At 41.5% G+C, this 12,306-nt stretch carries 14 protein-coding genes; 5 read left to right on the forward strand and 9 right to left on the reverse strand.

The window, feature by feature from the left end; translation table 11 throughout:
• Positions 1 to 36 precede the first annotated feature (36 nt).
• Entirely contained in the window at positions 37 to 405 is a 369-nt protein-coding gene (locus tag I6L31_RS08525) for a hypothetical protein (protein WP_005001925.1), read from the reverse strand.
• Between the two features lie 98 nt (positions 406 to 503).
• The gene (locus I6L31_RS08530) at positions 504 to 1,913 is read right to left on the reverse strand and encodes an FAD-binding oxidoreductase (RefSeq protein WP_005001924.1); all 1,410 of its coding nucleotides are present in this window, start codon (positions 1,911 to 1,913) and stop codon (positions 504 to 506) included.
• A gap of 379 nt (positions 1,914 to 2,292) precedes the next feature.
• Here I6L31_RS08530 and serA point away from each other — a divergent pair, with 379 nt between their 5' ends.
• The 3 genes from serA to I6L31_RS08545 all read left to right on the forward strand — a co-directional run bounded on the left by serA (position 2,293) and on the right by I6L31_RS08545 (position 5,463).
• Entirely contained in the window at positions 2,293 to 3,525 is a 1,233-nt protein-coding gene (gene serA, locus I6L31_RS08535; protein ID WP_004985171.1) for a phosphoglycerate dehydrogenase, read from the forward strand.
• A gap of 90 nt (positions 3,526 to 3,615) precedes the next feature.
• Positions 3,616 to 4,500, forward strand: coding sequence for an EamA family transporter (locus I6L31_RS08540; protein ID WP_035271856.1), 885 nt, complete (start codon positions 3,616 to 3,618; stop codon positions 4,498 to 4,500).
• A gap of 84 nt (positions 4,501 to 4,584) precedes the next feature.
• Positions 4,585 to 5,463 carry an EamA family transporter gene (locus tag I6L31_RS08545; protein WP_004985166.1) on the forward strand — a complete coding sequence of 293 codons (879 nt, stop codon included), beginning with the start codon at positions 4,585 to 4,587 and terminating at the stop codon, positions 5,461 to 5,463.
• A 46-nt stretch (positions 5,464 to 5,509) separates the two neighbouring features.
• Here the strand turns inward: I6L31_RS08545 and I6L31_RS08550 are convergent, their stop codons facing one another.
• The 3 genes from I6L31_RS08550 to truB form a co-directional block, all read right to left on the reverse strand.
• Positions 5,510 to 5,959 carry a hemerythrin domain-containing protein gene (locus tag I6L31_RS08550; RefSeq protein WP_004985164.1) on the reverse strand — a complete coding sequence of 150 codons (450 nt, stop codon included), beginning with the start codon at positions 5,957 to 5,959 and terminating at the stop codon, positions 5,510 to 5,512.
• 142 nt (positions 5,960 to 6,101) lie between these two features.
• Positions 6,102 to 6,872, reverse strand: coding sequence for a sulfite exporter TauE/SafE family protein (locus I6L31_RS08555; RefSeq protein WP_005001917.1), 771 nt, complete (start codon positions 6,870 to 6,872; stop codon positions 6,102 to 6,104).
• A gap of 12 nt (positions 6,873 to 6,884) precedes the next feature.
• Positions 6,885 to 7,790 carry a tRNA pseudouridine(55) synthase TruB gene (gene truB, locus I6L31_RS08560; RefSeq protein WP_004985158.1) on the reverse strand — a complete coding sequence of 302 codons (906 nt, stop codon included), beginning with the start codon at positions 7,788 to 7,790 and terminating at the stop codon, positions 6,885 to 6,887.
• Positions 7,791 to 7,940: 150 nt separating this feature from the next.
• Between truB and I6L31_RS08565 the strand changes: the two genes are divergently transcribed.
• The gene (locus I6L31_RS08565; RefSeq protein WP_004985156.1) at positions 7,941 to 8,981 is read left to right on the forward strand and encodes a lipase secretion chaperone; all 1,041 of its coding nucleotides are present in this window, start codon (positions 7,941 to 7,943) and stop codon (positions 8,979 to 8,981) included.
• A 92-nt stretch (positions 8,982 to 9,073) separates the two neighbouring features.
• Positions 9,074 to 10,036: an esterase/lipase family protein gene (locus I6L31_RS08570; RefSeq protein ID WP_004985154.1), complete on the forward strand. Its 963-nt coding sequence runs from the start codon at positions 9,074 to 9,076 to the stop codon at positions 10,034 to 10,036.
• A gap of 59 nt (positions 10,037 to 10,095) precedes the next feature.
• Here I6L31_RS08570 and rplS read toward each other — a convergent pair whose 3' ends face one another.
• From rplS to rpsP, 4 genes are all read right to left on the reverse strand, one after another.
• On the reverse strand, positions 10,096 to 10,467 hold the full coding sequence (gene rplS, locus I6L31_RS08575; RefSeq protein WP_004985149.1) for a 50S ribosomal protein L19: 372 nt from the start codon (positions 10,465 to 10,467) through the stop codon (positions 10,096 to 10,098).
• A 147-nt stretch (positions 10,468 to 10,614) separates the two neighbouring features.
• Positions 10,615 to 11,358 (reverse strand): tRNA (guanosine(37)-N1)-methyltransferase TrmD, encoded by a 744-nt coding sequence (trmD, locus tag I6L31_RS08580; RefSeq protein WP_004985147.1) that lies wholly within the window; start codon positions 11,356 to 11,358, stop codon positions 10,615 to 10,617.
• Positions 11,359 to 11,411: 53 nt separating this feature from the next.
• A complete protein-coding gene (rimM, locus tag I6L31_RS08585; protein ID WP_005001908.1) occupies positions 11,412 to 11,960 on the reverse strand; it encodes a ribosome maturation factor RimM in 549 nt (182 codons plus the stop codon).
• Between the two features lie 28 nt (positions 11,961 to 11,988).
• Complete coding sequence (gene rpsP, locus I6L31_RS08590) at positions 11,989 to 12,246, reverse strand: 30S ribosomal protein S16 (protein WP_004974526.1); 258 nt, start codon at positions 12,244 to 12,246, stop codon at positions 11,989 to 11,991.
• Positions 12,247 to 12,306: the final 60 nt, after the last annotated feature.

Genomic DNA, 12,306 nt, shown 5'->3' on the forward strand with positions numbered 1-12,306 from the left:
AAATTCTTATTTATTCAAGCAATAATGCTCAAAGTTCTAAGAACATAACGCACTTTGAAAACCTCGAGTATTCTTGCCTCTGGCACATTGATAACTCTGCTGTTTATTTTGCAACTGCCACTTTTTATCATTTAACTTAAATAAATATTCAGTCTTAATCGCAGAAACCGAATCATCCATTAAACCCGTTTGGATGACCGTAATTCTGGAAACAGTAGGAGATTCAACACGATTAAACACTTGCTGAATCGAGGTGTTTTGATGTTCTTTACTAATTTCAGGTTGTGCTTTTAAAACCTGTTGCATTGGGCTTTCACCCCCACCCAATGACATCAATTTAGTGGTTGTGGCACAACCCGTCATCAGTCCCAAACATAATCCTGAAATCGCAATTAAACGTAACATCTTTTTCACACATCTAAAAAACAAAAGGCGTAGCTTTATGATGCTACGCCAATCTCAATTACACTGTAGAAACTATGTAGCTTCTACAGTTTGTCATTTTATAAATCAAACAATTTACCTGGATTCATAATACCGTTCGGATCAAATGCCAATTTCAAGGCTTTCATATAACCAATTTCTTCAGGTGAACGTGAATATTCCAAATACGGTTTTTTGGTCATTCCTACACCATGTTCAGCCGAAATTGAACCATCATATTTTTTCACTGTTTCAAACACATACTTATTCACCACCTGACATTTAGCGAAAAATTCATCTTTGCTTAAATTTTCAGGTTTTAAAATATTTAAGTGCAAGTTGCCATCACCGATATGACCAAACCAGCAAATTTCAAAGTCTGGATAATTATCCTGCACAATGGCATCAATTTCTTTAATAAATGCAGGCACATGCGTGATCAAAACTGAAATGTCGTTTTTGTAAGGAATAAACGGTGCAATCGACTCAGAAATATCTTCACGTAAACGCCACAAGCTTTCAACTTGATCCAGACTTTGGCTCATCACCCCATCAAGCACCCAACCTTGCTCCATGCAATGTTCAAAAATCTGCATGGCTTTGTCCATAATCGGCTCATACGGTGCTTCAAATTCAAGTAACACATAAAATGGACATTGTGTTTCAAAAGGACGTTGTACATGACCACGATCTAACACTTTTTGCATCGCCAGCTCACCAAAGAACTCAAATGCAGTCAGGTCAATTTCTTTCTGGAATGCATGCAATACAGGCATCACGGCATCAAAATCAGGCACACCCAAAACTAGAACTTGTAGATTTTGGGGTTGACGCTCAAGTTTAATTTCAGCTTCAGTGACTAAACCTAATGTTCCTTCTCCGCCAATAAATAAATGTTGTAGCGCATAGCCTGTGGCATTTTTAACCATGCCTTTATTTAAGCGTAGAATATCACCCTTGCCTGTCACCACAGTCAGACCCAGTACCCAGTTACGTGTCATACCGTATTTAATAACCTTGATGCCGCCTGCATTGGTGCCAATATTGCCACCAATTTGACTTGAACCTGCCGAAGCAAAATCAACAGGATAATACATGCCCTGTTCTTCAGCATAATTCTGCAATTGCTCAGTCACGACCCCTGCCTGCACACGTACCATACGATCTGCTGGGAAGAATTCCAGAATCTGGTTCATCTTGTCCATACTAATGACAATTTCACCGTTGGTCGCAACTGCACCTGCCGATAAACCTGTGCGACCACCTGATGGTGTAATGGCCACATGAAATTGATTGGCCAATTTTACGATGGCTTGAACCTGCTCAGTACTTGATGGAAAAACGATGACTGATGGGTTTGGATCAAAATGCTTGGTATGATCGCGTCCCCAATTTTCAAGACTATCCGCATCGGTTTTAATTCGGTTTTCACCGACGATCGCAGTTAATTGGGTAAGTAACTCAGGTGTTAAAGCGACTGGAGCATTCATCGTTTACAGGCCTAGCAAGAAATAAACAGGTGGGGTTAAGAAATTTGAAAATTGTACTGCAATCACATACACAAGTTTCAGCATGACTCACAAATTTCTAAAAGCGTTTGGTGTTTTACCAAATATTCATCTTATTTTACATGTAAGCAGGCGCTGGATAAAGCATCGCTTAAACATACGGTCACTACAAAATGTGTTGAATAGCTTATTTAGAAGTATTCCATTTTTTAACCTGCCAACCACAACTTGAATCAGATTGTCAATAAATTGAAATTTATTCAGCTCATGATTCCATATCGTTGCGTGATAACGCATAAACAACTGGCAGGACTTGTGATATAATTTCGCGACTAAATTTGGCCTTTGTAGCGGAGCCGTAATGAGCCAACATCTATCACTACCTAAAGATAAAATTCGTTTCTTGTTGTTAGAAGGTGTTCACCAAAACGCCATCGATACTCTCAATGCAGCGGGTTATACCAACATCGATTATCATAAAACTGCGCTGGAAGGCGACGCTCTGAAAGAAGCCGTCAAAGATGCGCACTTTATTGGGATTCGTTCGCGCACTCAACTCACTGAAGAAGTGTTTGAAGCTGCGAATAAATTGATTGCGGTTGGCTGCTTTTGTATCGGAACCAATCAGGTTGATTTAAAAGCCGCGATGTCACGTGGTATCCCAGTTTTCAACGCCCCGTATTCAAATACGCGCTCCGTTGCTGAACTGGTTCTTGCTGAAACAATTTTATTGTTGCGTCGTGTGCCAGAGAAATCAACAGATACCCATGCAGGTGGATGGAATAAATCTGCGGTTGGTTCTTTTGAAACACGTGGTAAGACTTTAGGTATTGTGGGTTACGGTTCGATTGGTTCTCAACTTTCTGTATTGGCAGAAAGCCTTGGTATGAAAGTGATCTATTTTGATGCCGTGACCAAACTCCCATTAGGTAATGCACGTCAAGTAGGTTCACTGGATGAATTACTTGCAACGGCTGATGTGGTGACTTTACACGTTCCAGATGTACCGTCTACACGCAACTTCTTCAAAAAAGAACAGTTTGCTAAAATGAAAGAAGGTTCAATCTTCTTGAATGCGGCACGTGGTACTTGTGTGGTGATTGAAGACTTGGCAGATGCATTGAAATCTGGTCATCTTGCAGGTGCAGCGGTCGATGTATTTCCGAAAGAGCCTAAAGCCAATGGTGAAGAATTTATTTCTCCATTACGTAACATTCCAAACGTGATCCTCACCCCACATGTGGGCGGTTCAACCATGGAAGCGCAGGCCAATATTGGTCTTGAAGTGGCTGAAAAGTTTGTCGCGTATTCTGATAAAGGTATGACGCTTTCTGCGGTGAATTTCCCAGAAATCGCATTGCCATTGACTGAAGGTAAACATCGTCTGTTGCATATTCACAAGAATATTCCAGGCGTATTGTCTAAAATCAATAATCTATTTGCAGATCAAGGTATTAACATTTCTGGTCAAAGTTTAATGACCAAAGGTGATATTGGCTATCTGGTCATGGATGTTGATGCATCTGCCTCTCAGGAAGCTCTGGATATGTTGAGCGAAGTCGAAGGTACGATTCGCGTTCGTATCTTGTTCTAATAAAATTCTTGCTAAAAAGCCACAGCAATGTCTGTGGCTTTTTTATCTCAACATGAATTATCATGCTTAAAAATATACCGTTTGTTCAAAATGTCTTTATCTAGTCCGAAGTCGCAGTTACAAGCTTTAATTTTTCTGCTTGTGGCGATGATTTGTGTGCAAAGTAGCGGTTCTCTCGCCAAAGTCTTATTTCAAAGTTACCCCGTTCTGACGGTTTCTGCGATGCGACTATGTTTTGGCGCGCTGATTTTAGCGGTGATTTTTCAGGCATGGAAAATTGAATGGCAAAAGGTTCGCTGGAAAGCAATTATCAGTTATGGTCTGGCGCTAGCGGGAATGAATGCCTTATTTTATTTATCACTACAACGCTTGCCTTTGGGCATCGCAGTGGCATTTGAGTTTGTTGGGCCGTTAAGTATTGCTCTTTACTATGCTAGACAAAAATACGATTTGATCTGGGTGTGCTGTGCCATTGTAGGCTTACTCTTACTGTTTCCATTTCATCAGGCCAGCCATCATCTGGATCTGATTGGAATAGCTTATGCCTTAGCGGCAGGTGCTTGTTGGGCATTGTATATTATTGCAGGTCAGAAGCCTTCAGGCATTTCAGGCAATCACACGGTATTTCTAGGCATGACAATTGGTGCATTGCTATTAATTCCGATTGCATTTCTAACAGGCTCTATGGCGCACGTCTTTGAACTTCCCTATATTTTTTATTTTATTGCACTTGCAATTTTAGCCAGTGCCTTGCCTTTTTCACTGGAAATGCTGGCATTAAGACGACTCACTGCACTAAGCTTTGGTACACTGATGAGCATGGAACCTGCGGTTGCTGCATTTTCCGGTTTCATCTTTTTGGGCGAAAAATTAATATGGAGTCAATGGCTTGCTTTAGCAACGATTATTACAGCTTCGGTGGGTTGCACAGTGACAACGCAACGCGCTAAACGTACAGACCATGTAGTGCCATGAAAGACTCATCTCAGTTTCTTATAATAGATGTTATTGCATACAAGATTTATCGTTTCAGTTATTTATATCTTTTGAGCCCTCACCATGTCTAATACTCCATTGATTGCTGTCCTAGCCATGATGTTGTCGATGATGTGTTATCAAGTTAGCGCATCTTTTGCCAAGCAATTAATTGCAGTATTAGATCCCTTGAGTGTAACCATTTTAAGGCTCTGCTTTGCTTCAGTTTTAGTCTTTTTCATGTTTCGATCTTGGAAAATCTTAAGCAAGCTTTCGACTTTAAAATGGCGTGACTTACTCGGTTATAGTGGCGCTTTAGGTGTCATGAATGTGTTGTTTTATATGTCTCTTGGCAAATTGCCCCAAGGGATTGCGGTTGGATTAGAGTTTATTGGCCCACTGGGACTCGCCTTACTTTCGATTCAGCAACGCCGCGATTATATCTGGGTAATCTGTGCCATCTTAGGGATTGCCCTGATGGTACCTTGGCAACAAGCGGCTCAGGCAAACTTCTCCTTAACTGGTGCAGCGTTTGCACTTGGGGCAGGTTTATGCTGGGCATTTTATATCTACTTTGGACATAAAGTGGTACGCCAAAATATCGGGATGCATGCCTTGACCATTGCCATTAGTCTTTCAGCGATGGTGTTATTGCCCATTGGTTTAGTTCATCAACCTGAACATCTTCTCGATTCTGAGTTTTGGCCAAAGGCATTGTTGATTGCCATCTTAGCCACCGCTATTCCGTATGCACTAGATTTATTTGCCCTAAAAAGACTGACTAAACTCAGCTACGGCACATTATCAAGCCTTTCTCCTGCTTTGGCCGCACTCGCAGGTTTAATCTTATTGCATGAAAACATTACGTTATTACAATGGATTGCCCTTGGTTTTATTATGCTTGCCTCAATTGGAGTTACGCTACGCGCATCGCGTCAAGACATTGATCACTCTACTACGTAACTCGTAACTCGACTTTAAAATACGCTAAAGAATGGAGCATTTAATATCAGACAAGTTCATGCTTCTTATATTTGGCGTATTCTTTTAAATATTGCTGACCCAGTTTTTCTTTTTGTTTGTCATCCAGAATTTTACCAGCCTGCTGGAAGAATTTATGCTCTTCTTCTTTTAAATGGTGATGTACCACGTCACTTAACTGTTTAGCAATCGCCAACCAACTTGGACTGCTCATATCAGTTTCTTCAAGCTGTTCAACAAGCTCATCCATTTCATGATGTTCTGATAAGGCATGTCGGCTAATATCCAGCCCAATATCATTAAACATTAATGGAATATAAAGATAGCGATCTTCTGCAACAGAATGCGCCCACAGTTCATTTTTTAAGGCCTGAAACAATTGTTCACGTAGTTCAGTGTGTCCATGCGTCTGTATTAATTGTTCAGAAAGAGCACGTTGATTGTCATGACTTTCCCGTAATGCTTCAAAAATATTCATCTATTTATCATCCCTATTCTGGCTATTATCATGTGGCTAAATAAGAAAAAGGCAGCCGATTGGCTACCTTTAGTTTACTTTTTCAATGCATGAAAAAAAGTTCGTTGATGTCAAAATCTGTTTCAGAACGTTGTTTGATCGACTATCCTGTTACAAACATTTGATAACCAATGCGACAGATCAAGATCGAAACCAAAATCAAAAAGATAATTCGTACAAAGCCACTGCCATATTTCAGCGCAACACGTACACCGACTATAGAGCCAATCACATTGGCAACCGCCATCATAAGACCAATCTGAAAAATCACATGACCTGTCGGTGCCAAAAAGCTAAGAGCAGCAATATTGGTCATGAAATTTCCGATTTTTGATAATGCTGAAGCATGTAAGAAATCAACATTCAAAAAGCGGATAAAGAAGAAAATAAAAAAACTGCCGGTCCCTGGACCAAAAATTCCGTCATAAAATCCAATCAGCAAGCTCCCAATTGCAGCAAGCATGAGTACTCTAGGCGTGATACTTAAAGCAACATGTACCTGTCCAAAATTCTTTTTGACTAAGGTGTAAACCGCAATCACGATCAACATCACAAAGACAAATGGACGTAACACCGACTGAGGAATCAAGGACAAACAAGCTGCCCCCAGAAAAGAACTGATCAAGGCACATACGGCAATCACCGCCAGTAATTTCCACTGTAATTTAACCTTGCGCACAAAGGTATAGGCCGCAGAAGCTGTGCCGAAAACTGAAGAGAGCTTATTGGTTCCAATTACGGTGGCAGGTGACATTTGCGGAAAGGTACTCATCAGAGCAGGAATCTGAATCAAGCCACCCCCACCCACTGCCGCATCAATTGCACCTGCACAAAACGCAAAAAAGATTAAGCTGAGTATGACTTCGATTTCCATGGGGAACTATGCCTATAAATTTAAAAGACGCTTCGGCACCAATCTTTTTTTATCGGTAATTTCAGCCAGACCCAAACAATGATCTTGATCAAATACTAGAACTTCAGGCGCAGGTGGATGTTCGATATTACTTTCCTGACCATTACAAAAATATTTGTGACGGCCTTCAGGAATTTGAACTTTCGGTAAATATTCGACGGGTGCGTAGGCCGGCAATAATAGCATATCGCGCTGTGTTTCATTCAGTTGTTCTAAATATTCAATGCTATATTCAGGGATGAGTTGAAAATGTCCCGTCTGGATTCGATGCAAATGGGTGAGATGACCACCACAACCGAGCGCCTCACCAATATCCTCCCCCAATACCCGAATATAAGTCCCTTTAGAACAAGTCACATCCAAGGTTAAACTTTCTGCATCGAAATCAATCAGTTTTAACTCATAAATGGTTACAGGACGGGCTGCACGTTCAATTTCAATGCCCTGTCGTGCCAATTCATACAGAGGACGTCCATCGCGCTTTAAAGCGGAATACATCGGCGGAATTTGCTGAATATCCCCACGGAATTGATCCAGCACTTGTTCAATACTTTGACGGGTCAAGGCGGGAACATTTCTACGCTTAAGAATCTCCCCCTCTACATCACCCGTCGAAGTGGTTTCTCCGAGTTTGACCACGGTTTGATAACGTTTGGTTGAATCTAGTAAATAATGTGAAAACTTGGTTGCTTCCCCCAGACAAATAGGTAACAAACCTGTGGCTAAAGGATCCAGTGCACCCGTATGTCCTGCCTTTTGCGCCCTAAATAGCCAACGAACTTTTTGCAAGGCTGCATTTGAACTTAAGCCTAAAGGCTTATTCAGCAGAAAAACACCACTCAAGTGGCGACGAGGGATTTTTTCAGATTTAGCCGTCATGTATGTCCAGTGCGAAGCAGTCAAAATGCTGTCGCCATGTTATCAAATCCACTTATCCATTTTTACAGTATTTTATGTTTACTGTGCTATTTTTATACATGGATTCTTTAAATCTACTAAAACAAAAAAGAAATAGGGATGGATCTCTACATGCAAGGATTTCGCAATCATTATGTTTGGATCGTCATTGGTTTTATTCTTCTATTGGTCATCGGTTTGATGTTTTGGCTTAAACCTCAGTCTGCCAATGGATCTATGTCTAATCAGGATAAATCAAGACAAAATATTTCTACGCAAGCACCTTTAACTCCCCCACCGTCTGGATCAAGCTTCGCCACATCGGCATTGAGCAGTCCAAGCCAAGCAGATACTCAGATTAATTGTCAGCTTAAACTTGCGAACAATTCCTTAATTGTGAATGAACAAACCCGAGATTGTTTTGAGTATTTTATTACTCAATATGGGGAAAAAAGTATTGCTCAAATTGATAGCGATTTTAAAAAATACTTAGAGCAAAATTACCATGAACCCGCTTTATCACAAATTCAGGATCTCTGGAGTCGTTATTTAAAGTATCGCCAGCAGCTTGGGGAACTCAGCCCACCGAATTTAAAACAGGATGATCCTGCTTATTATCGTGCTATTTTCAGCAATATGAAAAATCTACGCCAACAATTTTTTTCTGTGAATGAAATTTCAGGATTATTTGGCAGCGAGGATACTTATCATGAATACACTTTAAACCGTATGGCAATATTGGATGACAAGAATCTATCTGAAAGTGAAAAAGCTAAACGTTTAAAAGCACTATTCGATCAACTTCCTCAAGATTGGCAAGAAAATCTACAACAAACCACCAAATTAGAAGAATTGCGGCATTTGACTCAAGCCATTCAAGATCGTCATGGTTCAGCCAGTGAATTACGACAAATGCGTTTGAATCTAGTCGGGGCTGAAGCCACTCAACGCTTAGAAAGCCTTGATCAAAATCGCGATGTCTGGAAAAGTCGTGTGAATCAATATCTGAATAATCGCGATACTATTTTAAATAGCGGGATGTCTGATGCCGCCAAACAACAGGCGATTGATCAATTACGCCTGCAAACATTTAGCAACCCTCAAGAACAGCTTCGATTACAAACATTTGAATCTGTTCATGATCAAGGTGGAACACTACCATTTGCTCAGTAACAGCATAATCAATCACAGGAGGATCATTTTTTAGGGATTTGCTGGAGAGGATCACCAGCATAAAACGAAAACAAAAAGAGGATAAAGATCAAATGCGATCAAGAATATTCATAACAGGACTGATCAGTTGTCTTGTAATCCAGAGTAGTTTCGCTGCGGAAGGATTACAAAGTGCAGAAACAAAAAATGTCATTTCAGACTATGCCAAAACCAAATATCCATTAGTTTTTGTACACGGTATGTTTGGATTTAACCGTTTGGGTTCAGCAGAGTTTGGGCTCGATTACTGGTATCAGGTATTACCCGATTTAGCCAAAAATGGTGCAACCGCCTATGCTACGCAGGTATCCCCGCTTGAGTCGACTGAAGTACGTGGCGAACAATTGTTACAACAAGTCGAAGAAGTCGTGGCAATCACTGGCAAAAACAAGGTCAATCTGATTGGACATAGTCATGGTGGCCCAACCGCGCGTTATGTTGCTGGGATTAGACCAGATTTGGTTTCATCGGTTACCAGTGTAGCAGGCGTCAATTTTGGCTCTCCTGTCGCCGATCTGGTTCAGAATCTACCTTTACTCAATACTGCATTGGCAGCAGCTGTAGATGCTTTGGTTTCACCGATTATTAGCTACGCGCAACTTCGTTCTAATTTACCCAGTGATTTTAAAGCATCGATTCATAGCTTATCGGCTCAGGGAGCAGCAGAGTTTAATGCCAAGTTTCCATTGGGTTTACCCACAAAAGCCTGTCAGGATGGACCTGCAAATGCCAATGGCATAGCATTTTACTCATGGACAGGTGCAGCACAAACCACCAATCCTTTAGATCCTGATACTTTATTAACCTCTATGGGATATGTGGCGTTTAGTGGTCAAAAGAACGATGGTCTAGTGAGCCAATGTAGTAGCCGACTTGGCAAAACCATTCGAGATGACTATTTCCATAATCATTTTGATGAGGTGAATCAGGTACTCGGCTTACGCAGCGTGTTCTCAGCAGACCCTGTGGCGCTTTATCGTCAGCATGCGAACCGACTTAAATTACAAGGTCTATAAAACGCATATAAAAAATGCGCCTTATCGGCGCATTTTTTTGCTTGAAAACGAGGTTAAAATTAACCTTGTTTACGTGCTGGCAATTTTTCACGAATACGTGCAGCTTTACCAGACAATTCACGAAGATAGTAAAGTTTCGCACGGCGAACATCACCACGACGTTTCACTTCAATTTTAGCAACAACTGGTGAGTGAGTTTGGAAAACACGCTCAACACCAACACCGCTAGAAATTTTACGAACAGTGAACGCAGAGTTTAGGCCACGGTTTTTCTTCGCAATCACAACACCTTCAAATGCTTGAAGACGCTCACGATCACCCTCTTTTACTTTAACTTGAACGATGACTGTGTCACCTGGAGCAAAAGCAGGAATGTCTGATTTTAACTGTGAATTTTCAATTGCTTGAACTAAAGGATGTTTACCACTCATTGTGGAATCTCCAATATGTGCGGGAGAGAAGAGGTCTCTTACACCGCTGGGGACAGAGGCTAAAGCGCATATCAACCCGTTTAACTTTCCCTTTATCATTCATACTGAACGTATAAAAATAAAGAGCCTATAAAAGATGTTTCATCTTCATGATCCATCTAAATCGTTGAGCCATTTTTTTTGCTGCTTGGTCAATATCACTTGTTCAACCAACTCAGGTCGACGTTCAAGTGTACGTTGATAACGCTGCAAAAACCGCCATTTTTCAATATTAGCATGATGTCCTGATTTAAGTACCTCAGGCACATCCAACCCTTCAAAATGGTCAGGCTTGGTATATTGTGGGCAGTCGAGTAAACCATCCACAAAAGAATCCTGTATATGCGATTGCTCATCGGACATGACATCGGGCAAACGCCGAATAATACTATCCAAAAGCACCATCGCGGGCAGTTCACCACCCGACAAAACGTAATCCCCAATTGACCATTCCTGATCAATATAACGCTGGATTAAACGCTCATCGACACCCTCATAACGACCACAAAGTACAATTAAACCATCATATTCAATGAACTGTTGTACTGCGGGTTCATTTAAGGTTTGACCTTGTGGCGACATATATACTACAGGGACATGAACACATCCTGCTTGGCTCGCAAGCTGTTTGGCATGGGCAATCGCTTCCGCCAAAGGCTCAGCCATCATCACCATACCTGGGCCACCACCAAATGGACGTTCATCCACTCGTTTGTAGTTACCCTGTGCAAAATCACGTGGATTGATACAGGTCACCTGTACCATGTCACGCTTGGCTGCACGACCACTAATCCCGTAGGCAGTAATCGCTTCGAACATTTCAGGAAACAGTGTAATGACTGCAAAAAACATCGCAGACTCCTCTATTTTCTTACTGCGTTCGCACTAAACCACTTATGTGCAATTTAGTAATCTACGCCCCAATTGACGTAAATACGATTTGCTTCAAGATCCACACGTTGCACCACATCTTTATGCCATGGAATCATGCGTTCTTCAGCATCAATACTGTCAGCCGTGGCGCGAACCACCATCACATCGTTAGCACCTGTTTCAAACAGCTCAAAAATTTGACCGAGGTTTACTTCTTGTTCGTCATCGTTCAGACCTAACACTGTTAGACCTTTTAAATCAGACCAATAATACTCGTCCACACCTGCTTGAGGCAGTTGCGCTTTTGAAATCCAGATATTTGCGCCAACCAAGTTGTCTGCTGCGGTACGATCACTCACACCTTTTAAGCTGACCACCAAGCCTTTGCCATGTGGTTTCCAACGTTTTACATCGACAGTTTGCCAACCTGCTTTGGTTTCAATGTACCAAGGCAGGTAGTCAAATATGTTGCTCATGGGTTCTGTATTGGAATAGACCCAGAGCCACCCATTTAATCCATAAGCTGAACGTAGCTGTCCAATCTGAATACGATCTTCGGGTACATTCTGTGTTGGTGTCATGGGCTACCTACGACTTAATTTGCAAAAATTATGCAGCAGCTGCAGCTTTCTTCGCTTGAGCAGCTAAAGAAGCAACACGTTCAGAAGGTTGAGCACCTTGCGCTACCCAGTGTGCAAAACGGTCAGCATCTAAACGAAGTTTTTCTGCTTTACCTTGAGCTGTTGGGTTAAAGAAACCGATACGTTCGATGAAACGACCGTCACGCGCATTGCGGCTGTCAGTTACAACGATTTGATAGAATGGACGCTTTTTAGCACCACCACGAGTAAGACGAATAACTACCATGATACAACCTTATAGTTTTTACGGATTATCCCTGCACCGACCATCGATACATTTCAAACC

It is taken from the genome of Acinetobacter septicus, from assembly GCF_019355975.1.
GTDB classification, from domain to species: domain Bacteria; phylum Pseudomonadota; class Gammaproteobacteria; order Pseudomonadales; family Moraxellaceae; genus Acinetobacter; species Acinetobacter ursingii.